The organism is Halomonas marinisediminis (genome assembly GCF_004347715.1).
Taxonomy (GTDB): Bacteria; Pseudomonadota; Gammaproteobacteria; order Pseudomonadales; family Halomonadaceae; genus Halomonas; species Halomonas icarae.
This window is the reverse complement of record NZ_SLTR01000008.1, coordinates 57832-84075: the sequence shown is the minus strand read 5'-3', so window position 1 is coordinate 84075 and position 26244 is coordinate 57832. Positions and strand designations below refer to the sequence as shown.

Annotated in this window: 24 protein-coding genes; 8 read left to right on the top strand and 16 right to left on the bottom strand. The window is 64.3% G+C overall.

The features are described from left to right. The first annotated feature begins 62 nt into the window (after window positions 1-62). Window positions 63-932 carry a glycine betaine ABC transporter substrate-binding protein gene (locus tag E0702_RS07940; RefSeq protein WP_205741901.1) on the top strand — a complete coding sequence of 290 codons (870 nt, stop codon included), beginning with the start codon at window positions 63-65 and terminating at the stop codon, window positions 930-932. Between the two features lie 370 nt (window positions 933-1302). Here E0702_RS07940 and ppsA read toward each other — a convergent pair whose 3' ends face one another. After that, entirely contained in the window at window positions 1303-3675 is a 2373-nt protein-coding gene (gene ppsA / locus E0702_RS07935) for a phosphoenolpyruvate synthase (RefSeq protein WP_132042594.1), read from the bottom strand. Between the two features lie 431 nt (window positions 3676-4106). Here ppsA and ppsR point away from each other — a divergent pair, with 431 nt between their 5' ends. Continuing rightward, window positions 4107-4940: a posphoenolpyruvate synthetase regulatory kinase/phosphorylase PpsR gene (ppsR, locus tag E0702_RS07930; protein ID WP_132042592.1), complete on the top strand. Its 834-nt coding sequence runs from the start codon at window positions 4107-4109 to the stop codon at window positions 4938-4940. 127 nt (window positions 4941-5067) lie between these two features. Here ppsR and E0702_RS07925 read toward each other — a convergent pair whose 3' ends face one another. From E0702_RS07925 to purU, 5 genes are all read right to left on the bottom strand, one after another. Further along, entirely contained in the window at window positions 5068-6273 is a 1206-nt protein-coding gene (locus tag E0702_RS07925) for a CaiB/BaiF CoA transferase family protein (protein ID WP_132042590.1), read from the bottom strand. A gap of 163 nt (window positions 6274-6436) precedes the next feature. Further along, entirely contained in the window at window positions 6437-7618 is a 1182-nt protein-coding gene (locus tag E0702_RS07920) for an acyl-CoA dehydrogenase (RefSeq protein ID WP_132042588.1), read from the bottom strand. A 100-nt stretch (window positions 7619-7718) separates the two neighbouring features. Further along, a complete protein-coding gene (locus E0702_RS07915) occupies window positions 7719-9083 on the bottom strand; it encodes an MATE family efflux transporter (RefSeq protein ID WP_132042586.1) in 1365 nt (454 codons plus the stop codon). 5 nt (window positions 9084-9088) lie between these two features. Further along, on the bottom strand, window positions 9089-9760 hold the full coding sequence (locus E0702_RS07910; RefSeq protein WP_132042584.1) for an energy-coupling factor ABC transporter permease: 672 nt from the start codon (window positions 9758-9760) through the stop codon (window positions 9089-9091). A 12-nt stretch (window positions 9761-9772) separates the two neighbouring features. Next, complete coding sequence (gene purU / locus E0702_RS07905; RefSeq protein ID WP_132042582.1) at window positions 9773-10627, bottom strand: formyltetrahydrofolate deformylase; 855 nt, start codon at window positions 10625-10627, stop codon at window positions 9773-9775. Between the two features lie 225 nt (window positions 10628-10852). Between purU and E0702_RS07900 the strand changes: the two genes are divergently transcribed. The 4 genes from E0702_RS07900 to E0702_RS07885 all read left to right on the top strand — a co-directional run bounded on the left by E0702_RS07900 (window position 10853) and on the right by E0702_RS07885 (window position 14849). Next, on the top strand, window positions 10853-11620 hold the full coding sequence (locus tag E0702_RS07900) for an amino acid ABC transporter substrate-binding protein (RefSeq protein ID WP_132042580.1): 768 nt from the start codon (window positions 10853-10855) through the stop codon (window positions 11618-11620). Between the two features lie 17 nt (window positions 11621-11637). Beyond that, window positions 11638-12312 carry an amino acid ABC transporter permease gene (locus E0702_RS07895; RefSeq protein WP_132042579.1) on the top strand — a complete coding sequence of 225 codons (675 nt, stop codon included), beginning with the start codon at window positions 11638-11640 and terminating at the stop codon, window positions 12310-12312. Beyond that, window positions 12309-13070 carry an amino acid ABC transporter ATP-binding protein gene (locus E0702_RS07890; protein ID WP_132042577.1) on the top strand — a complete coding sequence of 254 codons (762 nt, stop codon included), beginning with the start codon at window positions 12309-12311 and terminating at the stop codon, window positions 13068-13070. Before E0702_RS07895 ends, E0702_RS07890 begins: the two co-directional genes overlap by 4 nt. Before the next feature lie 168 nt (window positions 13071-13238). Beyond that, window positions 13239-14849, top strand: coding sequence for a ribonuclease J (locus E0702_RS07885; RefSeq protein ID WP_132042693.1), 1611 nt, complete (start codon window positions 13239-13241; stop codon window positions 14847-14849). A 144-nt stretch (window positions 14850-14993) separates the two neighbouring features. Here the strand turns inward: E0702_RS07885 and E0702_RS07880 are convergent, their stop codons facing one another. The 7 genes from E0702_RS07880 to mobA form a co-directional block, all read right to left on the bottom strand. Next, complete coding sequence (locus E0702_RS07880; RefSeq protein WP_132042575.1) at window positions 14994-15284, bottom strand: H-NS family histone-like protein; 291 nt, start codon at window positions 15282-15284, stop codon at window positions 14994-14996. A gap of 227 nt (window positions 15285-15511) precedes the next feature. Further along, window positions 15512-16504 carry a GTP 3',8-cyclase MoaA gene (gene moaA, locus E0702_RS07875; RefSeq protein WP_132042690.1) on the bottom strand — a complete coding sequence of 331 codons (993 nt, stop codon included), beginning with the start codon at window positions 16502-16504 and terminating at the stop codon, window positions 15512-15514. Between the two features lie 24 nt (window positions 16505-16528). After that, entirely contained in the window at window positions 16529-16978 is a 450-nt protein-coding gene (gene moaE, locus E0702_RS07870; RefSeq protein WP_132042573.1) for a molybdopterin synthase catalytic subunit MoaE, read from the bottom strand. Between the two features lie 3 nt (window positions 16979-16981). Beyond that, window positions 16982-17794 (bottom strand): cyclic pyranopterin monophosphate synthase MoaC, encoded by an 813-nt coding sequence (moaC, locus tag E0702_RS07865; protein ID WP_132042572.1) that lies wholly within the window; start codon window positions 17792-17794, stop codon window positions 16982-16984. A gap of 11 nt (window positions 17795-17805) precedes the next feature. After that, window positions 17806-19074, bottom strand: a complete 1269-nt coding sequence (gene moeA / locus E0702_RS07860; protein WP_132042570.1) for a molybdopterin molybdotransferase MoeA — start codon at window positions 19072-19074, stop codon at window positions 17806-17808. Continuing rightward, window positions 19071-19661: a molybdopterin-guanine dinucleotide biosynthesis protein B gene (gene mobB / locus E0702_RS07855; protein ID WP_132042568.1), complete on the bottom strand. Its 591-nt coding sequence runs from the start codon at window positions 19659-19661 to the stop codon at window positions 19071-19073. The genes moeA and mobB overlap by 4 nt, the downstream gene beginning before the upstream one ends. After that, a complete protein-coding gene (gene mobA, locus E0702_RS07850; protein ID WP_132042567.1) occupies window positions 19658-20263 on the bottom strand; it encodes a molybdenum cofactor guanylyltransferase MobA in 606 nt (201 codons plus the stop codon). The genes mobB and mobA overlap by 4 nt, the downstream gene beginning before the upstream one ends. A 192-nt stretch (window positions 20264-20455) precedes the next feature. Between mobA and E0702_RS07845 the strand changes: the two genes are divergently transcribed. Then, the gene (locus E0702_RS07845) at window positions 20456-21046 is read left to right on the top strand and encodes a cupin domain-containing protein (protein WP_132042565.1); all 591 of its coding nucleotides are present in this window, start codon (window positions 20456-20458) and stop codon (window positions 21044-21046) included. 35 nt (window positions 21047-21081) lie between these two features. Here E0702_RS07845 and E0702_RS07840 read toward each other — a convergent pair whose 3' ends face one another. Together E0702_RS07840 and E0702_RS07835 are read right to left on the bottom strand one after the other, a co-directional pair. Continuing rightward, window positions 21082-22365, bottom strand: a complete 1284-nt coding sequence (locus E0702_RS07840) for an MATE family efflux transporter (RefSeq protein WP_132042688.1) — start codon at window positions 22363-22365, stop codon at window positions 21082-21084. A gap of 124 nt (window positions 22366-22489) precedes the next feature. After that, on the bottom strand, window positions 22490-24319 hold the full coding sequence (locus E0702_RS07835; protein ID WP_132042564.1) for a putative bifunctional diguanylate cyclase/phosphodiesterase: 1830 nt from the start codon (window positions 24317-24319) through the stop codon (window positions 22490-22492). A gap of 265 nt (window positions 24320-24584) precedes the next feature. Between E0702_RS07835 and E0702_RS07830 the strand changes: the two genes are divergently transcribed. Continuing rightward, entirely contained in the window at window positions 24585-25379 is a 795-nt protein-coding gene (locus E0702_RS07830) for a 2OG-Fe dioxygenase family protein (RefSeq protein WP_132042562.1), read from the top strand. Between the two features lie 233 nt (window positions 25380-25612). On the opposite strand, the gene E0702_RS07825 is transcribed toward E0702_RS07830, so the two are convergent. Continuing rightward, window positions 25613-26197 carry a YceI family protein gene (locus E0702_RS07825; RefSeq protein ID WP_132042560.1) on the bottom strand — a complete coding sequence of 195 codons (585 nt, stop codon included), beginning with the start codon at window positions 26195-26197 and terminating at the stop codon, window positions 25613-25615. Between the last annotated feature and the right edge of the window lie 47 nt (window positions 26198-26244).

Below are 26244 nucleotides of genomic sequence, written 5' to 3'. Positions count from 1 at the left end.
CGAGAACAGGTATCATAGGGACCGACGACCGCTTCCCCTGTCCTCTGCTGGAGATGTTTGTAATGACTTTGCGTTCGCTGCTCGCTTCCACCGGCCTGCTGCTCGGCGCCATCAGCCCGATGGCCCAGGCCGACACCCTGCGCCTGGGCATCGGTGAGTGGGCCACCGGGCAGGCCAGCACCTATGTGCTCAAGGCGGTACTCGAGGACGCCGGCCATGAGGTGGAGATCCGCTCGGTAAGCCTGGCCGCCATCTGGCAGGGCCTCTCCGTCGGCGAGCTGGATGCCTTTACCGGCGCCTGGCTGCCGGTGACCCAGGCCAGCTACCGCGCCTCCGTGGGCGACAAGGTCGAGGATCTCGGCCCCAACCTCAGTGATGCCCGAGTCGGCCTGGCCGTTCCCAGCTATGTCGAGGCGAGCTCCATTGCGGATCTGGCCGAGGCCGGCGACGCCTTCGATCGGCGCATCCACGGCATCGATCCGGGTGCCGGCATCATGGCCCTGACCGAGCAAGCCATGGCGGCCTACGGCCTCGACGACTGGCGGCTGGTCGCCGGCAGCGATGCGGCCATGAGCAAGACCCTGGAAGCGGCGACGGAGCGCCAGGACCCCATCGTCGTCACCGCCTGGGCCCCGCATCCGGTCTTCTCGGGACAGTCGCTGCGCTATCTCGAGGACCCCCAGGGCCTCTACTCCCAGGAGGAGAGCATCCACACCATCACGCGCCTGGGCCTCGCCGAGGAGATGCCTGAGGCCGCCGCCATCCTGGACCGCTTCGCCTGGAGCGCCGATGACGTTCAGGAGCTGATGGAAGCCAACCAGGCCAACGGCGAGTACGAGGCCAACGCCCGCGCCTGGGTCGAGGCGCACCCCGAACTTGTCGCAGAGTGGTTGGGAGAGCGGTTGGAAGAGAGTCCGAGCGAAGAGGACTGAGACTCCCGTCCGCCCCGTCCCGAAAATAAGGTTCATCGCAAACTAGTATGAATCCGTTCGGCAGTGAGCATTGGGAGGCCAGGGTAAATTGTGGGAGGCCGGCTCGGCCGGGCGAATGGAGGCCAACGGCCTCCCGGTAAGGGCACAGTACTGGGCAACACTACCAAGGCGCCTGTCGGCGCCATCGCCCGGGGAACCCGGCCTCCCACAGGGTGGCGAACCCACCAGTGGGTAGCGGAGCATCCCCCACCTACAGGTTTCACATCAGTCTGCGATGAATCGAAAGTAACGGCAGAACGGCACACTACGACGACAATGCCCGGCCAAAAGCCGGGCATTGTCGCAACTAGCACTTATTCCTTCTCAACACCTAGCCGATGGTTTCTCCGGCCAGCATGAACCAGGTCTCGAGCACGGCATCGGGGTTGAGCGATACCGAATCGATACCCTGCTCCATCAGCCACTTGGCGAGATCGGGGTGGTCCGAGGGGCCCTGGCCGCAGATGCCGATATACTTGCCCTGAGCCTTGCAGGCCTGGATGGCCATGGCCAGCAGCTTCTTCACCGCCGGGTTCCGCTCATCGAACAGGTGCGCCACGATACCCGAGTCACGGTCCAGCCCCAGGGTGAGCTGGGTCAGGTCGTTGGAGCCGATGGAGAAACCATCGAAGTACTCCAGGAACTCCTCGGCCAGCAGGGCGTTGGCCGGCAGCTCGCACATCATGATGACCTTCAGACCATTGTCACCACGCTTGAGGCCGTTGGCGGCCAGCAGGTCGATCACCTCGCTGGCCTCCTCGGTGGTGCGCACGAAGGGCACCATGATCTCGACGTTGTCCAGGCCCATCACCTCGCGGACCCGCTTGAGGGCGCGACACTCCAGCTCGAAACACTCGCGGAAGCTGTCGGAGATATAGCGAGAGGCGCCGCGGAAGCCGAGCATCGGGTTCTCCTCCCCCGGCTCGTAGAGCTTGCCACCGATCAGGTTCTCGTACTCGTTGGACTTGAAGTCCGACAGGCGCACGATGACCCGCTCCGGGTAGAAGGCCGCGGCCAGGGTGGAGATCCCCTCCACCAGCTTGTCGACATAGAACTCCACCGGGCTGTTGTAGCCGGCGGTGCGCAGCTCGATGGTCTGCTGAAGCTCCTCGGGCAGGGTGTCGAAGTCGAGCAGCGCCTTGGGGTGCACGCCGATCATGCGGTTGATGATGAACTCCAGACGCGCCAGGCCCACGCCGGCATTGGGCAGGCTGGCGAAGCCGAAGGCACGGTCGGGGTTGCCGACGTTCATCATGATCTTGAAGGGGATCTCGGGCATGGCATCGACGCTGGTGACCTGGCGGTCGAACGCCAGCAGCCCCTCGTAGACATGGCCCGCGTCGCCCTCGGCACAGGAGACGGTGACATCGCGACCATCGGCGAGTATCTCGGTGGCATCACCGCAGCCCACGACCGCCGGGATGCCCAGCTCACGGGCGATGATCGCCGCGTGGCAGGTCCGGCCGCCGCGATTGGTAACGATGGCCGAGGCACGCTTCATGATCGGCTCCCAGTCGGGGTCGGTCATGTCGGTGACCAGCACGTCACCGGTATTGACCTTCTCCATGTCATCCGGCGAGAACACCACCTTGACGGTACCGCTGCCGATGCGCTGACCGATGGCTCGGCCACTGACCAGGTTGCGCCCCTTCTCCTTGAGCTGGAAGCGCTCGAGCTTGCCACCCTGCTGCTGGGAGACCACGGTCTCGGGACGCGCCTGAACGATATAGAGCTTGCCGTCATCGCCATCCAGCGCCCACTCGATATCCATGGGACGCTGATAGTGCTGCTCGATGGTCACCGCCTGGCGAGCCAGCGCCATCACCTGCTCATCATCGATACAGAAGCGGCCGCGCTCCTTGAGCGGCACATCCACGGTCTCCACCGACTTGCCGGCACTGGCCTCCTGGCCGTAGACCATCTTGATCAGCTTGGAGCCCAGGTTGCGGCGCAGCACGGCCGGCCGGCCGGCGGCCAGGGTCGGCTTGTGCACGTAGAACTCGTCTGGGTTCACCGCCCCCTGCACCACGGTCTCACCGAGGCCCCAGGAGGCGGTGACGAAGACCGCATCGCGAAAGCCGGACTCGGTATCGAGAGTGAACATCACGCCGGAGGCACCGGTCTCGGAGCGCACCATCTTCTGGACGCCGGCGGAGAGCGCCACGTTCTCGTGGGCGTAGCCACGATGCACGCGATAGGAGATGGCGCGGTCGTTGAACAGCGAGGCAAACACCTCATGCACGGCGCGCTTGATATTGTCGAAGCCCTCGATATTGAGGAAGGTTTCCTGCTGGCCGGCGAAGGAGGCATCGGGCAGGTCCTCGGCGGTGGCCGAGGAGCGCACCGCCGCCTTGAGGTTGGGATGCCGGGCAAGCAGCGTCTCGTAGGCGCTGCGCAGGTGCTGCTCGAAGGTCGGGGGCAGAGGGGTGTCGATGATCCATTGACGGATCTGGGCGCCAACCCGAGCCAGCTCGGCAACATCATCCACGTCGAGGGTGGCCAGCGCCTGGTTGATCCGCTCGTTGAGGCCCTCGTGGGACAGGAATTCGCGGTAGGCGTGGGCGGTGGTGGCGAAGCCACCGGGTACGGTGACCCCCGCGCCGGCCAGGTTGGAGATCATCTCGCCGAGGGAAGCGTTCTTGCCCCCCACGCGTTCCACATCGTCCATGCCCAGCTCATCGAACCACAGAATGTAATCGTCCACGGGACCCCCTTGGCTAGCGACGAAGAGTCGTCATGCCAGTGGGCATGACGGAATGCTGGCGACTCTACCAAGCGATCGCAATATTCGCCATTGGTCTAATAGCGAAGTCACTGGAGGATTTTTACAACACCGTCCACTTTCCGAGCGATTCTGTAGTCTGCTGCAAAAATCACGGGGCACTGTAGGGATACCGCAGTTACCGACAGGATGATAGTGAAAGGCGCCGGGGATAGGACGGAGAGGGGGTCCGAGGACCAGGGATGGCCGAGGTAGCCTACAAGGAAGTACTCGTAGCGCCCCCTCGACGGCCTGTCGCCGGAATAGCCTTGAGCGGTGCTGCTATCTGCGCTAACCCTACGGGCGCTGGGGCGGCTTGTCGTGGAAGGCATGGAGGCCGACAATGAGGCTTTTATCGACCAAGCGAATCCACCATGACCCGTACCGCCTTCTTTATCTCCGACGGCACCGGCATCACCGCCGAGAGCCTGGGCCGCAGCCTGCTGGCGCAGTTCGAGAACCTCGAGATCCGCATGATCACCAAGCCCTATATCGACACCCTCGAGAAGGCGCACGAACTGGTGGAGGTCATCAACGGGGTAGCGGTGCGTGACGGCGAGTCACCGATCATCATCGACACCATCGTCGACAGCAATATCCGCCAGATCATCAGCGATTCCGACGGCTTCAACATCGACATCTTCTCGACCTTCCTCGAGCCCCTGGAGCAGGAGCTCAAGACCCACTCCAGCTACACCGTGGGGCGCACCCACTCCATCGGCAAGGATGAGGCCTACATGGACCGCATCCAGTCGGTGCACTTCGCCCTGGACAATGACGATGGCGCGCGCACCCATCAATACGACAAGGCCGATGTGATCCTGATCGGCGTGTCGCGCTGCGGCAAGACCCCCACCTCACTCTACCTGGCGCTGCAGTTCGGCATCCGCGCGGCCAACTACCCGCTCACCGAGGACGACCTCGACGAGGACGGCACCCTCAAGCTGCCCAGGGTGCTGGCCCCCTACCAGCGCAAGCTGTTCGGCCTGACCATCGATCCCAGGCGGCTGGCGGCAATCCGCCACGAACGCCGGCCCAACAGCCGCTACAGCTCAATGGATCAGTGTGTTCAGGAGGTGAGTCAGGCCGAGGGGGTCTACCGCCAGCTGCATATCCCCTTTATCGACACCACCCGCTTCTCGGTAGAGGAGATCTCCACCCGGATGATCGCCGAGATGGGGCTGGTACGGCGATTCTCGCCACGCTAAGAAACAAGAAACAAGAAACAAGAAACAAGAAACAAGAAACAAGAAACAAGAAACAAGAAACAAGGTTCGAGGGGCCGGCTCGCCCCTCGAACCTCGAACCTCGAACCTCGAACCTCAAACCACGTCCCTACCTGACGACTCCTGCCCGTCTTAATCTGGCAATATCATCGGCGGTCAGCCCCATCTCGGCAAGCAGGGCGTCGCTGTCCTGGCCCAGGCGCGGCGGGGCCAGTTCGCTGGTGGCGGAGGCACCATCGAAGCGCAACGGATTGGCCACCTGGGGCACCTCGAGTTCACCTCGCCTCAGGGTGCGATACATCTCGCGATGCTGCACCTGGGGATCCTCGAACACCTCATTGAGGGTATTGATGGGCCCGGCCGGGATGCCGCGGGCCTCCAGTTCGGTGAGCCACTCATCCCGGGGGCGGGTGACGAGAATCGCCCGGATCAACGACACCAGCACTTCGCGATTGCCAACCCGGGCAGCGTTGGTGGCATAGGCCGGGTCGCGAGCCCACTCCGGGCGTTCCAGCAATGCGGCCAGGCGGGCGAACTGGGCGTCGTTGCCGACGGTCAAGGCCAGATACCCGTCGGCGCAGGCGAAGACCTGGTAGGGAACGATATTGGGATGGGCGTTGCCATGACGCTCCGGGTTCTTCCCGCTGACGAGAACATTGAGTGCCTGGTTGGCCAGGGTGGCCACCTGAACATCGAGCAGTGCCACATCCACATGGCGCCCCACACCGGTGCGACCCCGCTCCTGCAGCGCCGCCAGGACTCCCACAGTGGCGTAGAGGCCGGTCATCACATCGGTGATCGCCACCCCGGTCTTCATCGGCAGGCCATCGGCCTCCCCGGTCAGGCTCATCAGCCCACCCATGGCCTGGATCATGAAGTCGTAGCCGGCGCGGTGGGCATAGGGGCCATCCTGACCGAAGCCGGTAATGGAGCAACCGATCAGGCGCGGGTTGAGCGTGTGCAGGCTGGCATAGTCGAGGCCGTACTTGGCGAGACCACCGACCTTGAAGTTCTCCAGCAGGATGTCAGCGCCTTCCGCCAGCCTGCGCACCAGCGCCTGACCCTCCTCGGAGGCGATATCCACTGCCAGGGAGTGCTTGCCGCGGTTGGCACATAGGTAGTAGGCGGCGACTCGGTCGCGCTCGCTCTCCTCGGCCAGCCAGGGCGGTCCCCAGCCGCGGGTGTCGTCGCCCCGCTCGGGGTGCTCGACCTTGATCACCCGTGCACCCAGATCGGCCAGCAGCTGGCCCGCCCAGGGGCCCGCCAGCACCCGTGACATATCGAGCACCGTGATGCCCTCAAGCGGTCCACTCATCTGCAGCTCCTTGCTCACTCGGCGCTGATCCGGTAGCCAGCCTGCAGGGAGGCGCTATGAATACCTCCCTGTACACTACCTCGGCCATCCATGGTCCTCGGACCTCCCCTTCGGCTGGCTCCCGGCGCCCCTCGTTATCGTTATTCAGCTTCGTTGTGCTACGTCAGCCGGTAAAGGCCTGCAGACCGGTCTGGGCACGGCCCAGGATCAGGGCGTGGACGTCGTGGGTGCCCTCGTAGGTGTTGACCGCCTCGAGGTTCATCACGTGGCGAATCACATGATACTCATCGGAGATGCCGTTGCCGCCGTGCATATCGCGGGCCACCCGGGCGATATCCAGGGCCTTGCCGCAGTTGTTGCGCTTGATCAGCGAGATGGTCTCGGGCACCAGCTGGCCATCATCGATCATGCGGCCCACCCGCAGCGCCGCCTGCAGGCCCAGTGTGATCTCGGTCTGCATGTCGGCGAGCTTCTTCTGGATCAGCTGGTTGGCGGCCAGGGGGCGACCGAACTGCTTGCGCTCCAGGGTGTAGTCGCGGCTGGCGTGCCAGCACGCCTCGGCAGCGCCCATGGCGCCCCAGGCGATGCCGTAGCGGGCCCGGTTGAGACAGGAGAACGGTCCCTTCAGCCCCTTGACGTGAGGCAGGCGCTGCGCGTCGGAGACCTCCACGTCCTGCATGGCGATCTGACCGGTGATGGAGGCACGCAGGCTGAACTTGCCCTCGATCTTCGGCGCAGTGAGACCCGGCATGCCCTTCTCGAGGATAAAGCCGTTGATCACCCCCTCCTCGTCCCTGGCCCAGACCACGAAGACATCGGCGATGGGCGAGTTGGTGATCCAGGTCTTGGTCCCGTTGAGGCGCCAGCCATTCTCGGTGCGAACGGCGCGCGTCGACATGCCACCCGGGTCCGAGCCGTGGTCAGGCTCGGTCAGGCCGAAGCAGCCGACCCACTCGCCGGTCGCCAGCCTGGGCAGGTACTTCTCGCGCTGCTCCTCGCTGCCGAAGGCGTGGATCGGATACATCACCAGGCTCGACTGCACACTCATGGCGCTGCGATAGCCGGAGTCGACCCGCTCCACCTCGCGGGCGATCAGCCCGTAGCTGACGTAGTTGAGGCCGGCGCAGCCATAGCCATCGATGGTCGCACCGAGCAGGCCCAGCTCGCCCATCTCGCTCATGATCTCGCGATGGAAGATCTCGTGGCGATTGGCCTCCAGCACCCGCGGCAGGAGCTTCTCCTGACAGTAATCCTGGGCGGTCTGCTGAACCATGCGCTCCTCTTCCGAGAGCTGGTCGACGAGGCGGAAGGGGTCGTCCCTGGTAAGGGGGGTGATCTGGCTCATGGGGTGTCCTCGGTGGCGTGATCGGGCTTTAATGTCTACATTTTCATCAAATGTAGTGCAGAACCGCGAGCCTGCCAAGCCCCTTGGCGATAAAAAAAATCTACCGGTAACGGGAGAGGACCACCCGCGTCTGCCACCAGGCGATCGCTGCCATCAGCAGGTTGGCCATCAGCATGCCGGCGAAAACGCCGGTAGTGCCGGCCAGGCGCCCTCCCACCCAGGCCAGGGGCACGCTGAGCACGAACAGCCGCACCACCGAGAGCCGCATGGCCCGGGAAGGGCGATGCAGGGCATTGCAGGAAGATACCGCCAGGATCACCACGCCCTGGGCACCCAGCCCCAGCGGCACCAGCCACAGGAAGTGTCGCAGCACCTCGCCCACGGCCTGGCTTTCGGCATAGGCAGTCACCAACCAGGGGGCCAGCGCCTGCAGTACCACCCAGACCAGCAGCTGCCAGGCGAGCACGAACACGAAGCAGCCGAAGATGGCACGACGCACCCGAACGTACTGGCCGGCACCGGCGTTCTGACTGACCAGGGGCGAGAGAGTCATGGAGAGGCCCAGCACGGCGATCTGGGCGAACGCCTCGAGGCGCGTGCCGACACCGAAGCCGGCCACGGCATCGTGCCCATGGCCGGCGACGATACGCGTCAGCAACCCCATGGCCAGCGGAGTGAACACACTGGTCAGCGCCGCGGGCCCGGCGATGCGCCCCAGCTCCCGCCACGACTCGAGCACTCCCCCACGAGTCATGCCGCGGATATCGATAAGGCCACGCAGCTCGCGCTGGAAGAGCAGGGCCACCGCCATCAGCCCCCAGCTCAGCACCGTGGCCAGGGCCGCCCCGGAGACTCCCATGGCCGGCAGCGGCCCGGCGCCGAAGATCAGCCACCAGTCCAGCACCACATTGATCACGGCGGCCAGCGCCATCATCACGCCCTGAGTCGCCGTATTGCCGTGGGCCCGCAGCAGGCTGTTGAGCACGCGTGGCACGATCATCGCCGCGGCCCCGAAGTACCAGACCCCCATATAGTCGCGAATATGCGGCATCAGCACGTCATCGGCCCCCAACAGCCGAAACAGCGGTTCGAGGCTCGCCAACCCCAGAAGGGTCATGACCAGGCCGACCATCAGCCCCAGCAGGGCGGCATCGGTGGCACGCCGTCGCACCACTTCGAATTCGCCACGCCCCAGCCGCCGCCCCACCACGGCGGAGGTGCCGATGCCCAGCCCGATGGCCAGGCTGATCACGGTAAAGACCACCGGAAAGGTGAACGACACCGCCGCCAGGGGTTTGGTACCCAGCCGCGAGATAAACCAGGTGTCCACCAGATTGAAGCTGAGCATGGCGATCATGCCGCCGATCACCGGCAGGGTCTTTCTCAGCAAGGTAGCGGCGATGGGACCTTCCAGCAGCTCGCGGCGAGCCGGTCGACGCGGCGCCACGCTAGAGGATGCACTCATGGGGCCTACTTGGTATCGATGTAACGGTGATCATTGAAGGTCGCCACCCAGTGCGGATGGTAGACCAGCAGTATGCTCATCAGCATGCCGGTGATGAACGCCTCCGAGGGCATCAGCAGTGGCAGGAAGCGGGCGTACTCCAGGGCCTGATAGAGGGCATGGACATCACTGGCGCCGAGCAGCATCAAGCCTACCGCGGAGAGACCGGCGGCCAGCGAGGACAGCGCGGCACCGAAGAAGCCGCAGACAAACAGAAACACCATCAGGTTGTCGGGCAGGTAACGATCCACCAGCCGCCAGACAAGCACCATGGTCAGCGCCGGCATGACACCGGTCACCAGCAGGTTGACCCCCAGCAGGGTCCAATCCACCCGACCGGTCACCACCATCGCCAGATTGACCAGCAGCAGCGAGAGCAGCGCCAGCGGCGCCTTGAACACCAACACCAGCAGCGCGGTAAACATCAGGTGCAGGGTCAGCCAGTCCACCGCCTGGGCGCGCAGCTGCCACATCAACAGTACCGCCACGGTGGCGGCCAGCCAGCGATGCTGCAACCCGCTATCGGCCAGCAGCATCCGCCACGGGCGCTGGGCCAGGGCCAATCCCAGCAGAACAAGGGCGACCAGGCTGGCACTCACCAGCAGCCAGGGCGCCAACACCGGTTCGGAGAAGGACATGATGTCTCCCGGTCAGGCGAAGACCACGGTCTTGTTGCCGTGGATCAGCACGCGATCCTCGATGTGCCAGCGCAACCCTCGCGCCAGCACCGCCTTCTCCACATCGCGACCGAAGCGCACCAGGTCGTCGGGGGTATGGCAGTGGCTGACACGATGGATATCCTGCTCGATGATGGGCCCGGCATCGAGTTCCGCGGTGACATAGTGGCAGGTGGCACCGATCAGCTTGACCCCCCGCTGATGGGCCTGATGATACGGCTTGGCGCCGGCGAAGCTGGGCAGAAAGCTATGATGGATATTGATCACCCGGCCGGCATAGCGCTCGCACAGCGTCGGCGGGAGGATCTGCATATAACGCGCCAGCACCACACAGTCGGCGCGCACCTCCTCGACGATGCTCTCAACCTCATCGAAGGCGGCCTGCTTCTCATCCGAGGGTACCGGCACATGGTAATAGGGGATACCGTGCCACTCGACCAGGCCCCGCATGGTCTCGTGATTGGAGATCACCGCCGCGATCTCGCAGTCGATCTCCCCGGCGGTCCAGCGGTAGAGCAGGTCGACCAGGCAGTGTGACGCCTTCGATACCATCAGCACCACCCGTCGCCGCTGCCGGGTATCGGCCAGCGCCCAGGTCATGTCGAACTCCTCGGCAATGGGGCGAAACGCCTCGCGCAGCGTCTCGGGCGGCATGCCGATGGAGTCGGCCAGAATCTCGTAGCGCATGAAGAAACGCCCCGACTCGAGATCGGAGTGCTGGCTGGCCTCGGTGATCGAACCGCCGTGGCCGGCGATAAAGCCGGAGACGCGGGAAACGATCCCCACTCGATCGGGACAGGAAACCACCAGACGATAGTAATGTGACATCACAGGCTCCAGGCTGGGCGTAACGGGCGCGACAGTGTAGCGAAAACAACGGATTCCGGCACGCGTCAGAAACTGCCCCATATCGACGCCATGCCTGATTCGATTACCAATATATAACTAAGCGCTATTGGAGCTCCGCGACTATATTCTCTAGGTTGGGCACCCTGAAAAGCCATTACGCTACGTCGTCTTAGCGCTACTCCAGACACCACACGGGAGCACATCATGCTCAAGCGCATTGTCCTTACCACACTGGCCGCAGGTATCGTGACCGCCGGCCTGGCTCAGGCCTACGATGACACTATCGATGACACCATCAAGGTGGGCATGTCCGGCGGTTATTTCCCCTTCACCTTCGTCGAACAGGACAAGCTTCAGGGCTTCGAGGTCGATGTCATGGAAGCCGTGGCCGACGAGATGGGGGCCGAGGTCGAGTTCATCACGGCAAACTTCTCGGGCCTGTTCGGCATGCTCGAGTCCGGCCGCATCGACACCATCGCCAACCAGATCACCATTACCGAAGAGCGCACCGCCAAGTACGCCTTTACCGAGCCCTACGTCTATGACGGCGCTCAGGTCGTGGTCAAGAAGGGCAATGACGCGATCCAGTCCGTCGAGGATCTGAAGGGCAAGACCGTGGCCGTCAATCTCGGCTCCAACTATGAGGAGTTGCTGCGCGAGCTGCCCTACGCCGACGAGATCGACATCCGTACCTATGAGAGCAATATCGAGCAGGATACCGCCCTGGGCCGCGTCGACGCCTTTATCATGGACCGGGTGAGTGCCAGCCAGGTCATCAAGGAGAAACCCATGCCCCTGGCACTGGCCGGCAAGCCCTTCTCGCAGATTCGCAATGCCCTGCCCTTCCGTGACACCGAGGAGGATCGCGCCCTGCGTGACCGGGTCGACGCGGCCCTGGCCACCCTGCGTGAATCGGGCGAGCTGCGCACGATCTCGCAACAGTGGTTCGGCACCGACATCACCACCCCGTGATGCGCTGAGCCGCCCCCATGCCCGTACTCGATCTCGACTACATGCTGGGGCTGGTCCCCGTCCTGCTGCGCTATCTGCCGCTGACCCTGCAGATGGCAGCCGCAGGCATGGCGCTGGCCCTGGTGCTCGCCTGTGGCCTCGCCGTGATCCGCGTATTGCGGATCCCGGGGCTCAACGCCGCTACCCTGCTGTTCATCTCCTTCTTTCGCGGCACGCCGCTACTGGTACAGCTATTCCTGTTCTACTACGGTCTACCCCAGCTGCTGGCCTTTCTTACTCAGATCAATGGCATCACCGCCACCATCATGGGCCTGACCCTGCACTTCTCGGCCTACATGGCGGAGTCCATCCGTGCCGCCATCGTCGGGGTCGACCGCAGCCAGACCGAGGCGGCACTCTCCATTGGCATGACCAATGGCCAGCTGATGCGACGCATCGTGCTGCCTCAGGCGACCCGCGTCGCGGTGCCCACGCTGATGAACTACTTCATCGACATGATCAAGGCCACCTCCCTGGCGTTTACGCTTGGGGTGACCGAGCTGATGGGCGCCACCCAGAAGGAGGCCGCCGGCAGCTTCCTCTACTTCGAGGCCTTTATCACCGTGGCGCTCTTCTACTGGGTCATCGTCGAGCTTCTGGCCTGGTTCCAGCGGCGCCTGGAGACCCGGCTCAACGAGGCATATCGGCGATGATCAAGGTAGAGGGACTCATCAAGCGCTTCGGTGGGGTGGCGGTGCTAGACGGCATCGACCTGGCCATCGAGCAGGGCGAGATCATCGTGGTCATCGGCCCCTCGGGAACCGGCAAGTCGACGCTGCTGCGCTGCCTCAACTTCCTCGAGAGGCCGGATGCCGGCCGGCTGACCATCGGGGACCTCGATGTCGATGTCACCCGGGCCAGCCGTGCCGATATCCTCACGGCACGCCGGCGAACCGCCTTCGTGTTCCAGAACTATGCGCTGTTCGCCAACAAGACGGCGCTTCAGAACATTGCCGAGGGGCTGATAGTGGTCAACCGCTGGCCGAAGGAGAAGGCCCTGGCGCGCGGCAGGGAGATCCTGGAGCGCATCGGGCTGGCCGACAAGGCCGACGCCTATCCCGCCTCGCTGTCCGGTGGCCAACAACAGCGTGTCGGCATCGGCCGCGCCATGGCGGCCCAGGCCGAGGTAATACTCTTCGACGAGCCGACCTCATCGCTGGACCCGGAGTGGGTCGAGGAGGTCCTCGGCTTGATGAAGCAGTTGGCCACAGAGCGCCAGACCATGCTGGTGGTCACCCACGAGATGAGCTTTGCCCGGGACGTGGCGGACCGGGTGATCTTCATGGAAGGAGGGCGCATCGTCGAGCAGGGACCACCCGACCAGCTCTTCGGTGCTCCCCGGGACCCGCGCACCCGCAACTTCCTGCGCAAGGTGCTCGCCAACCAGGTGTCGCTGGACGGCTCGAGCTGACGCCTGTATCCGGGGGGCGCGTTGTGACCTCCGGGGGCCTTCCCGTATAGTGAAACTGTCATATACCAGGAAGCCTCCTTCGTGATGCTCAAGTCTCGAGTCCAGATCCGCCCTCGCCGCCGCCCTCCCCTGCGCTTTCTGCCGCTGGGCGGCTGTGGCGAAATCGGCATGAACCTCAGCCTCTACGGTCATGGGGAAGGCCAGGATGCGGCCTGGATCGCGGTGGACTGCGGCATGATGATTCGCCAGGACCTTCCCGACTCGCCACTTCAGGTGCCCAACCTGGCCAGCCTGGAAACGCTCGGCATCGCGCCCAGAGCGCTGATCATCACCCATGGCCACGAGGACCATATCGGCGCCGCGGCCTGGCTGTGGCCGAAATGGGGCTGCCCCATCTACGCCACCCCGCTGGCGGCCGGCCTGCTGCGTGCCAAGTTCCATGAACGAGGGCTCGCCAGCGACGCCATCCAGGTGATCGAGCCCGGCGAGGCCATGGAGACCGGACCCTTTACCCTGCGCTTCCTGCCGGTGCCCCACTCGATTCCCGAGAGCTGCTCGCTGCTGATCGCCGCCGGCGAGCATCGCGTGCTTCACACGGGTGACTGGAAGCTGGACCCCGACCCGCTGCTCGGCGCCCCGATATCACCGGCCACCTTCCGCGCCCTGGCCCCCGTGGACCTGGTGGTCGGTGACTCCACCAACGCCCCGCTGCCCGGCGAGTCACGCAGCGAAGGCGAGGTGGCCAAGGCGCTGGATCACACCATCGCCCGCTGCAGGGGCCGCGTGGTGGTGACCTGCTTCGCCAGCAACCTGGCTCGGGTGCTCGCCATCGGCCGTGCCGCCGAACGCTGTGGTCGCCGGGTCAGCCTGATGGGGCGCTCCATGGAACGCATGGTGGCCGTCGCTCGTGGCCTCGGCTATCTGGACGACTTCCCGCCTCTGGTACCCAGCAGCGACCTCGGCTACCTGCCCCCGGAAGAGGTCGTCGTGATTGCCACCGGCAGCCAGGGAGAGCCACGCGCCGCCCTGCAGCGACTGGCCCGCGGCCGGCATCGCTCCCTCGAGCTCGCGCCTGGCGACAGCGTGATCTTCTCGGCCAAGGCGATTCCCGGCAACGAGCTGCTGATCGAGCGCCTGAAACGTGGACTGGGCCAGCTGGGGGTCGAGGTGCTTGATGAGTTCAACCACCCAGAGCTGCACGCCTCGGGGCATCCGGCTCAGGAGGAGCTGCGCACGCTGTATGGCTGGGTAAAGCCCCGTTATCTACTGCCGGTTCATGGCGAACCCCGCCATCAGCAGGCGCATCGCGAGATCGCCGAGTCGCTCGGCATCCTGGCGCCACTGTCGCCACTGAACGGCGACATGATTCGCTTCGATGCCGATGGCCTTACCCTGGAGGCTCGTCATCCACAGCCCCCCTGTATCATCGACCAGAATGCCGTGGCACCGCTCCCGGGTCTGGGGGGTAGGCAGCGCAGGGAGAGCCGCCATGGCAGCCTCTATCTCGCCTTGACGGTGGCCGCCACCGACGAGGGCGGCTGGACTCGCATCGGCAGGCTGATGCTCGATGCCAGCGAAAGCCAGCCCTTTGACGAAACCGACCTGGGCGAATGGCTCGACGAGGTCCTGGCGTCACTGCGCGTCGAGACACTGGCCGATCTTCGTCTGGCCCTGCAGCCACGATTGATCGGCTGGTTCGACGAACACCTGCGCCGCCTGCCGGAGATTCACCTGCAGATTCTCGCCATGGAGACGTCGACAATCAGCCATACGGGGTAGCCCGACGCCGGCCCGTGACGTAAAAGCCGCTTCTCAGAAGCGGCTTTTTTTGCACAACTTTTTTCTTGTCCTGTCCTTCACGACACACGTTTAGCGACGGACATGTAGCGACGGACATGTGGTGAAAGAGTCAGGCCAAAAAGCTTACTCCTTGCTGGCACTCTTCGGCGGACGCCCACGCTTGCGACGCGGCGGCTCCACTACCAGATCATCCACGGAAAGCCCCGCCTCGTTGATCGCCTCGAGGATCTCGGAGCGCTTGCGCTCCTTCTCGGCCTCCTCCTGCTGACGCTGCTGCTCTTCATCCTTTTTCTGCTCGATGACCTCCTCGATCACCTCGGCGAGCTTATGCAGCTGCTCCATGCTGAGCTGACGTGCCGCGGCGCGTGCCACGTTCTTGTTGCGAGCGATGCGTTCCAGGGTTTCGCTGGACATCAGTCCCTCCTGAGCCGAATAAATGAGACGGTGACATTGTCTTACGCAATGAAAAGTATATGCAGTTGCCACCGCTTGGCAAGAAAAGTCGCAAGAAATATCGAGGGCCTTTCCATCGTCTTGAGTGAGAAATACGGCTGTTGATTGGCGAATATCACTATCAAAAAGCGGCGCCCGATGGCGCCGCTTGAAGAATGGCTGGCACTGAAAACTCGCTCACCGAGCCCTCAACCGCCGGTCATGTTCATGAAGCGAACCACCTGAACATCGCCATCGGTAGTGAAGTGATGGCGCTCGGGCTTGAGTGGCATGGCGGCGACAATGGCATGCTTGAGGGCCTCCATGTCGCCGGGATGAGAGCGCAGCACACGACGCAGGTCGACCGAGTGCTCATTACCGAGACACAGCAGCAGGCGCCCCTCTACCGTCACACGCACGCGGTTGCAGGTCGAACAGAAGTTATGGCTATGAGGCGAGATGAAGCCAATGCGCGAATCACTGTCACCCATGCGGAAGTAGCGTGATGGCCCGGGCGTCGACTCGGTGGTGGGAATCAGTGGATAACGGCTCTCGATGATCGCCTGCACCTCGTCGCTGGAGCAGAAGGTCTCGGCCCGGCTGTGATCGGAGACATCACCCAGCGGCATCTCCTCGATAAAGCTGATATCGAGATTCTCATGGCGAGCGAACTCGACCAGATCGAGCACCTCGTCATCGTTACGCCCCTTGAGAATCACCGCGTTGAGCTTGATGCGCTCGAAGCCTGCCTCGCGAGCGGCTCGAATCCCATCGATCACCCGGTCGAGATCACCGGTGCGCGTCAACCGACGAAAGCGCTCGGAATCCAGGGAGTCGAGACTGATATTGAGCCGCTTGAGCCCCCCTTCACGAAGCTGCCTGGCATGCTTGCGCAGGCTGGCCCCATTGGTGGTCATGGCGAAGTCATTGAGCCCGGAAAGCCCACCTATCTGCTCGACAAGGGAGCCGATATCCCGACGAACCAGCGGCTCTCCCCCGGTCAGGCGCACCTTCTCCACGCCCAGTTCGACAAAGGCACGTGCCACCATCGCCAGCTCTTCCAGGGTAAGCACCTGGGCACGAGGCAGGAAGGTCATCTCCTCGCTCATGCAGTAGACGCAGCGAAAGTCACAGCGGTCGGTCACCGAGATTCGCACATAGTTGACGCGCCGGCCAAAGTCATCAATCAGTTCGCGTGGCAGAGTGGTCATGGTGCAATCTCCGATTCAAGCTTCCCAACGGCGGGCATCCGAGTGATCGGAATCCCGCTCCGACACCCAGTAGTCACCGTCGCCGGCGTGTTCCTTCTTCCAGAAGGGGGCCCGTGTCTTGAGGTAGTCCATGATGAAGTCACAGGCCTCGAAAGCGGCACGGCGATGAGCGCTGGCGACAACCACCAACACGATAGGGTCTCCCGGGGTCAGGCGTCCAACGCGGTGAATCACCGTGACCGCATCCAGTGACCAGCGTCCACGTGCCTCCTCGACAATCGCCTTCAACGCCGACTCGGTCATCCCAGGATAGTGCTCCAGGGTCAGCGCCGATACCTCCGGATGCTCGTTGAAGTCACGCACCAGGCCGGTAAAGCTCACCACGGCCCCAATATCGGTGCGCCCGGCCAGCAACGCCTGTTGTTCGGCACCGGCATCGAAAGGCGCCTCCTGCACTCGAATCATGATTCAGCCTCCGGTGACCGGCGGGAAGAAAGCGACCTCATCCTCGTTGGTCACCGGCGTGGTGTCCGAGGCCATCACCTGGTTGACGGCGCACAGCACCCGCCCCTCATCGAGCCGCGAGAAGCGCGGATCGAGAACCTTGAGCGCCGCCTTGAGCCCGGCGACATCGAAGCTTTCCAGGCTATCCAGTTCCACGGCAACCTCGCCCACGCCGAGGCGCTCGCGCAGCTCGGCCAGGCACTTGACCCGGATGCACGGCGTGGCGATATCACAGCGGCTACCCAGACGAACCTCGCCGGCCTGCCCCTCGCCGGTCACGATGGGGGCCGGCCGCGGCGCGACGGCATCACGCCGGTAGTCACCGGACTTTCCGCCGCGCTTGGTATCGAGCTGGATGGCGCCGATCTCCATCGACTTGTCCACCGCCTTGCACATGTCGTAGAGCGTCAAGCAGGCCACCGATACCGCGGTGAGTGCCTCCATCTCCACGCCGGTGCGGCCATTGAGACGGCAGGTGGCCGTCACGGTGACGCAGCTCTCGTCCTCGTCGAGGTGAAAGTCGACCACCACCTTCGACAGCGCCAGGGCGTGGCACAATGGAATCAGCTCATGGGTACGCTTGGCCGCCTGAATTCCGGCGATGCGCGCCGTGGCCAGCACGTCCCCCTTGGGAAGCCCGCCATCGACGAGTAGCGCCAGGGTCTCGGGGCGCATCCGGATACGCCCCGAGGCCGAGGCCTCGCGGCGACTCTCCGGCTTGTCGGCAACATCGACCATATGGGCCTCGCCGCGCGCATTGAGATGGGTCAAAGACATGGTTCGACACCTCATGGAAGTCGGAACAGGGGTTGAATGGTGACGCTTTCACCCGCGGCCACGCTGCCGCGGGCGTCGTCAATCTCGATCAGGCAGTTGGCTCGCACCATGGAGGAGAGGATACCGGATCCCTGGGCACCGACATCGCTCACCAGCAGGCGGCCGTCACTGGCACTGGCGTAGCGGCCCCGCAGGTAGTCGACACGTCCCTCACGGCTTCTCAGCGGATGCTCGGCCACCGCCGTCAGCCGGCGCGGCCAGGCGCCCTCACGCCCCTGCAACCGAGCCAGCAGCGGCGCGGCGAACTGCAGGAAGGTCACCATGCTCGCCACCGGGTTGCCCGGCAGCCCCAGGAAGGGAACCCCGCGCGTGCCCAGGCGACCACAGGCCAGCGGACGACCGGGACGGATGGCGATCTTCCAGAAGCCCAGCTCGCCCTGCTCGAGCAGCGCCGCGCGAGTATGGTCGGCATCCCCGACCGAGACGCCACCGCTGGAGAGCACCAGGTCAGCGTCGCCGGCGGCACGCGACAGCCCACTGGCAATGGCATCACGAGTGTCAGGAAGAATCCCCAGATCGATCACCTCGCCACCGTGCTCCTCTACCAGTGCCATCAGGGCAAAGCGGTTGGCATCGAAGATCCCGGCGCTCGGCAGCGTCTCGCCCGGCGCCACCACCTCATCACCGGTGGAAAACACCGCGACCCGCGGCCGGCGCACCACCGTGGCCTCACGAAATCCCAGCGAGGCGATCAACCCCAGCTCGGCGGCCCCCAGGCGTGTACCGGACACCAGAGCGGTTGCACCGAGGGGGATGTCTTCGCCGGCCTGACGCACGTTCTGGCCGCGACGCACACGCTCGGGGAGGTCAACCCGAACGCGAATCTCGCCATCGGCGCTTTTCTCGAGATGCAGCTGCTCACGCATGATCACCGTATCGGCGCCTGGCGGCAGCGGCGCGCCGGTGGTGATCCCGACACACTCGCCGGACGCGAGGGGCCGATCGATCGCATGGCCGGCAAGGACCTCGGCGACTCGCAGGAAACCACCGGCAGGCAGCGCCTCCGGCCGCCAGGCCAGGGCCACGCCATCCATGGCGGCATTGGTGTTCTGGGGCACATCGATGGGCGCCAGCAGTGGCTCGGCCAGCACCCGACCATGCAGTGACGCGAGCGCCACCCGCTCGGCGGGCAGCGGTCCCGAAGCCAGCGCCAATACCGCTTCACGGGCCTCCTCCACGGCCAGCATGCGTTCGCCCAACTCGAAGCAGGAAAGGGTCATGGCGTGGTCTCCTCACTCACCTCTCGCGGCCGGCGCTCGGCGGGCCAGCGCGCCGGCCAGGCGGCGATCCACTCGGTCAGGGCTGGCAGATCGTTGAGGTCGAGCCGCTCGACCCCATCGGGCAACACCAGCGGGGCATCCGTGGCCACGGCACGCACCCAGGGATCCTCGGCTACCCGCAGGGGTTTGCCCAGGGTCGGGCGATGCAGCTCCAGCTTGGGCAGCGGCCAGGCCTTGAAGCCCTCCACCAGCACCAGATCGGGCCGCTGGGTTGCCACCATGGCGAGCAGCGCCTGAAGATCCGCCTCCTGCTGATTCGGGGTTTCCATCATCAGCGCCAATCGCTCCCTGGAGGCCACCAGCATCGGGCTGGCACCGGCCTGGCGCAGTCGGTGACTGTCCTTGCCGGGCTGGTCGACATCGAAGGTGTGATGCGCGTGCTTGACCACTGCCACCCGCAGCCCCCGTTCACGCAGGCGAGGCAGCAGCGCCTCGAGCAGGGTGGTCTTGCCGGTGCCGCTCCAGGCGGCGATGCCGAGCAGCGGCAGATGTTCGTCCAGGATCAGGGTGTCAACAGGCTCACTCATCGCTTGGCCGGCTCCTCGGCAAGCGCCTGCTCCAGGCGACGCTTCTCCTCCTGGGTATTCAGGTTGGCGAATGCCTCACCCCCCTCGGCGAAATCCACCCGCACCCAGGCGTGGCGGGCATACCAGCGGTCGATCTTGCGCTCGCCGTCTGCCAGTGCCGCGGCCAGATCGTCGGCCAGGGACGTGCGCATCAAAGCCACCACGGGGTGCAGGCGCTGGCCATCGCCGGCCACGGCGATATCGGCCTCGCCGATGCCGGTCACCAGGCGATCCACCAGATCATCGGGCAGTCTTGGGGTATCGCAGGGCACCACCAGCAGCCAGGGGGTACGCGCCGCCCGCAAGCCGCTGTAGATCCCCATCAACGGCCCCTGGTAGCCATCCTCGGCATCTTCGATTACGCGGTCGGCGAAATCGTCATAATCGGCAAGGCTGCGGTTGGCGTTGACCAGCAGCTCGGCCACCTGGCCCGCCAGGCGATCGCGTACATGGGCGACCAGCGGACGACCGGCGAAGGGCACCAATCCCTTGTCGACGCCACCCATGCGGCGCCCCTGGCCACCGGCCAGGATCAATCCGGTAAGGTCGTGTAACGGGGTCATCGAAGGCCTCCTTATCCATCCACCATGATGCCTGACCCCGGACCCGGACGCCATGTCGAAGCGTGACGCAAGTCATTGTCCCGAGAGGTAACAAATACATCTCACCGCCCCTGCGTCTCAAGCGTCTCACGGCCCTTATCGACGCAGGCGTTAACCGCTATCATATGTGCAATTTTCTTGACGGGATGCTTCATGCAAGAGGAAAGCGGATTCGACGTAGGCAGCCGCCTTCGCCAGCTACGATTGGCAAACGGCCTCTCACAGCGTGAACTGGCCAAGCGCGCCGGCGTGACCAACAGCACCATCTCACTGATCGAGCAGAACAGCGTCAGCCCTTCGGTCAGTTCATTGAAGAAAATACTAGACGCCCTGCCGGTATCGATCAGCACCTTCTTCGCCGGCGACGAGCCCGGCGGGGCCCAGATGTTCTACCGCGCCGAGGAGCTTACCGAGATCGGCGACGGCCATCTGTCCTTTCGTCTGGTCGCGGCACGCCGACCCGAGCGGCAACTCTCGATCATTCATGAGCGCTACCCCCCGGGAGCCGATACCGGCGAGGAGATGCTGGAGCATGACGGTGAAGAGGGTGGTGTCATCGTCTCGGGCGAGATCGAGATCACCGTCAATGGCGAGAGCAGGGTTCTCGGGGCGGGCGACGGTTACTACTTCGAGTCGCGCCTCCCCCACCGCTTCCGCAACCTGGGCAAGGAGGAGTGCGTGATCGTCAGCGCCAACACCCCGCCCGGCTTCTCGGATGGCGGCCACGAAGTGCATCACGCATGAAGTGCATCACGCATGAAGTTCATCACGCATAAGGCTTACGCCACCCGCGCACGCCGCCGGGGGCTGGCCAGAATGCGTCGCAGCACACACCAGGCGGCGAAACCCGCCATCAGATTGCCGATGGCGGCCCCGGCGGCAAGCCCCAAAAATCCACCCAGCCAGGCCCCCAGCGCCAGGCAGGGGAGATAGAAGACGAACAGCCGCGCTCCCGACATCAGCATGGCACGCAGCGGCCAGCCCAGGGCATTGCCCGCCGAGACCACGATCATGCAGACGCCAAGGGCCGCATAACTGGGCAGCAGGAAGCGGATCAGCAGCGCCAGGTCATCGCGCACCTCCGGATTGCCGGACAGTGCCAGCGCGACCCAGGGGGCGGCGAGAGCCATCAGCAGGCCCAACGCCAGCTGCCACACGATGATGACCCGCAGTGCCAGACGCATCAGGCGATGCACCTGATCCCAATCTCCGGCGCCATAGCAGCGGCCAAGCCAGGGTGGCAGCGACATGGTCATGGCCAGCACCACCATCAGCGATAGTGTCTCCAGGCGGCTGGCCAGCCCCCAGGCGGCGACCTGCGCCTCCCCCTGACTCGCCACGACAGCGATCGCCAGCATCGCCGCCAGTGGCGGCATCAGCTGGCTGATCATGGCCGGCCCGGCGATGCCGGCGAATGACCGCGCCGAGGCACGCAACTCCTCGACCAGCCCATGCCGGGCCAGCCAATTCGTCCTACCAACCTGCCATCCCAGCACCACCAGCCCCGTAGCGAAGGCGACAACCGTGGCCCAGGCCGCGCCGGGCAGCCCCAGTCCCTCCCAGGAGCCGACGCCAAAGATCAGCAACGGGTCGAGGAGCAGGTTCACCAGACTGGTCATCACCATCATGCTGCCGGGCAGGCGAGTATTGCCATGGGCGCGAAACAGGCTGTACCCGAAGTAGATCGCCGCCCCCAGCCAGGCGGCCAGCAGCTGGGGCGCCCAGTAGTCGCGAATCAGCTCGAGGGTCGAGGCATCGGCCCCCAGGCGCAGGAAGATCGGCGCCTGCAAGACCCACAGGAGCAGTGCCAGCACACCGATGACCGCGGCGCCGACCACCAGTACCAGGCTCCCCAGGCGCCGTGCGCGCGCGCTGTCACCGGCGCCAAGGGAGCGAGAGATCTGGGCGGCGATGGCGATCCCCATGCCGACCTGAACGCCGATGATCAGGAAGCTGAGCGGAAAGGTGAAGGACTGGGCGGCCAGCGGCGCGGTCCCCAGCCGGGCGATAAAGGCGCTGTCCACCAGCTGGAAGCCAAGCAGCGACAGCACGCCGATGGCCATCGGCCAGGTCTGGCGCCACAGGGTTACGCCGAGCGATTCGGAAGAGTCGGTAGAGTCGGGTCGAGTCACGCGGGCTCCAGATCGATGAGTGAGGGCGCGATTCTACGCCAGAATGGCGTCACGCTCAGCTGGAGAGACCCGATGGAGACGCCGAGACCCCGGCCAGCAGGCGCTCGACCTCCGCGGCCGCCATCGGCGCAAAGAAGTAGAAGCCCTGCACCAGATCGCAGTGCATCTCGCGTATCAAGTCCAGCTGCTCCACGTTTTCCACCCCCTCTGCCACCACCTCGAGGCCCAGCCGGTGACCGATGAAAACGGCGGCCTCCATGATCGCGCGATCCTTGGGTTGGTTAGGAGCATCGCGCACGAAAGCCCGGTCGACCTTCAGTGCCGTTACCGGAAAGTGCTTCAGATAGCTCAGCGATGAGTAGCCGGTACCGAAGTCATCGATGGCGATGCGAAAGCCACGATGGTAGAGCCGCTGCAGCCCCTCGAGAACGCGCTGGTCGGCGTCGATCAGCACATTTTCGGTCAGCTCCAGACCGATGTCTCGGGGGCCAAGAGCGAAGCGCGCCAGACAGGCATCCAGGCGCGCGAAGAGGTCGGGGCTATTCAACTGGCTACCGGAGAAGTTGATATCGATACGCCCCAGCGCCAGGCCGGCCTGGCGCCAGGCCGCGCGCTGACGGCACGCCTCCTCCATCACCCAGTCACCGATGCGATGAATCAGCCCGGAGCGCTCCGCCAGGGGAATGAACTCGGCCGGTGATATCGGGGGGCCATCGGCGGGGTACCAGCGCAACAGCGCCTCGAGATTTTCGACCTGGCCACTGGCCGGTGCCACCTGAGGCTGGTAGTGCAGCATCAACTCGCCTCTCTCCACGGCCAGCTCGAGGCGGTCAATGAGGCGGTGCTGGTAGAGCAGCTCATCGTGCAGGCGCTGATCGAAATAGACCACCTGCCCTCGCCCCTCCAGCTTGGCCCGATTCTTCGCCACATCGGCACAGCGGATCAGCTCGGCGGCACTCTCACCGTTGGTGGGGAAGACACTCACCCCCAGACAGGCCGTCAGCTTGCGAGACGTCTCCCTCAGCGCAAAGGGCGCGCGCAGGGCCTCCTGAACCTTGAGCACACGCCGCGGAATATCCCGTTCATGGGTCACCCCCGAGAAGGCGACCAGAAACTCATCGCCCGAGACACGGCACATCAGGTCCGAGACACGCAGCTGTTGGCCCAGTCGGGCGGCCAGCTGAAGCAGCAGCCGATCGCCCTCCTGGTACCCCAGGGCATCGTTGATATCCACGAATCGGTCGATATCGAGAAACACCAGCACCAGCAACCTACCCTGCGCCGTGGTGTCCCTCAGCGCCTCGTCCAGCTGCTCCTCGAAGAACTCGCGATTCGGCAGGTGGGTCAGTCGATCGAAACGCCTGGCGAAGTCCAGTTCACGACGGGCCTGCTTCTGCTCGGACAGGTCCACATCGATACAGAACATCAACGGCTCATCGGTGTGCTCATTGAGCATCACATGATGCGAGAAGACCGGCACCAACTTGCCACTGCGGTGACGAAGCTCCAGCTCATCGGCGGGAATCTCGCGCCCCTCCTCGACCCAGGCACGATGCGCCGCGATCACATCATCCCGCATGATGTCGGGAATGATCAGCTCCTCCAGAGTCTGCCCGAAGGCTTCCTCGGCGGTATGGCCATACAGATGGGTGCTGGCCTCATTCCAGTAGATCACTCGGCGATGCCGGTCATAGCCCTGCACCGCCACCTTGGGCAGGCTCTCCAGCAGGGCACGAAAGCGCTGTTCGCTCTCTCGATACTGTCGGCGAACGCGTTCGGCTTCCTCCGACGAGCCCTCCCCATCCGCCAGGCGAGAGCGCCGGCGACAATTCGGTGCTCGACAATGTTTCAGCCAGTACCTGAGGCGTGATGCCAATCCACTCATTCCGGCTCTCGTCGTTGTATGGATCCTGCCCCGAATGACCAGGGAAGTCGTGTAAGAGATCTCCTACAGACGAATGAGAATATCTCATCGCCACTCTCCTGCCCAACGCCAGTTTCGCCGGCCGCAGTCGGGCGAACTTACACTGCCCGCTCGTCACGGTGACTGCGCTACTCGAGAGAGTGCGCACGACCCGAGGCGATTCACGTCCGCCGGCAGCATGACCGGCATAACTGGCTATGTAGCCAACACTCTCAGGAGAGACCGCATGAACCGTAACATCCTCAAGTCCAGCCTCGGCACCGATTCACACCCCCTCACCGCACACGACAACTACTGGTCGCGCAGCGTGCGCGAGTCGCTCGCTCATCAGGACTGGAGTCAGGCCGATCTGCGCGAACAGATCGACCTGCCAGCATGGCAGGGCTTTCTTGATGACCTGCCACGGGACCCCTATGTGAATCAACGCTGGAAGCGCATGTCCTGGCTTGCCCTGACGCCGACCGGTGACGTGACCAACCTGGGCGAATGCCCCATGGCACAGGGCGGCGCCTTCAACGACGCCGAAAGCATGGCCGACAAGCTGCGTTACTATGCGCCTCTGACCGAGGAGTTCCTCTCGCGGCCCGACGTCAAGGCCTTCGTGCGCGGCTGGGCGGGACTCTGGAACCTCGGGGCGGGTGAGCCCATCCTGATGCAGATCACCGGCGTACGCGGCAAGGGCCAGGTCGACCCCCTGCAGGGCCAGGGGATCCATGCCGACGGCTGCAAGGCGCTGAGCATCATGGTGGTCAACCGCGAGAACGTCACCGGGGCCGAGAATCATCTCTACCGCGACAAGGCCGGCCAGCATCCGATCGCACATACCACCCTGGCGCCTGGCGAGGTACTGCATCTGCGTGATGATCGTGTATTTCACAGCGTAGATGGTATTCGCCAGCTCGACGAGACGCGCCCCTTCGAGCGCTTCATCATCATCATCAACAGCCGCTTCGTGGATGAGTTCCAGAACCGCATCCTGAGGCGTCATTTCCCCCACGCCATACTGCATACGGAGGGCTAACATTGATGCAGATATCGCAACACTCATATCACAATGCTGAGACTGAAGTGATGCGATCGAAGTGATGCAATTGAAGTGATTCGATCGAAACACACTGACTGAGGCATGAAAGCAACCAGGGCAGGCCGAAAGGCCTGCCCCTCAGGGAAGCCAGCCTCCCCTGAATGCAAGAACCGCTCCCGGCCTCGGCCGGGAGCGGTTCGTCGTGCGCGGCGTCGCTCGAGCAGCGACGCTTACTGGCGAACACCCTCGAAGGTGACGTAGAGCTCGAGCTCACGCATCGCCTCGGGGAAGTTACTCATGTCGATGCCATAGTCGGCGAGCGCCAGGGTGGTGCTTCCCTCGAAGCCGGCACGGTAACCGCCCCACGGATCTTCCCCCTCTCCCAGCAGCGTGACCGGCATCTCGATCTGCTGCGTCTCGCCATGCAGGGTCAGCTCGCCCGTCAGCACCCCTTCGCCCTCACCGCCAGGCTCGAAGCCGGTGGAGCTGAAGGTTGCGGTGGGATACTCACCGACATTCAGGAAGTCATCGCTCTTGATATGCTTGTCACGCTCGGCGTGATTGGTATTAAGGCTGTCTACCTGCACCTCGAGCCGAACGCTTGAGGCCTCGAGCTGTTCCGGGTCGTACTGAAAGCTGCCGTTGAACTCCTCGAAGCTACCCAGGATATAGGAGTAACCCAGGTGGCTGATCTTGAACTGGATAAAGGCATGCTGCCCTTCACTGTCGATGGTGTAATCGGCGGCCTGGGCCTGACCGACGCCCATCAGGGCGGTGGCGCTCAGCGCGGCGGCAATGGCACTCTTCTTGAACATCGAAATTGACTCCTGTTGGAACAAGACACGTTGAGGAATACTCCTCG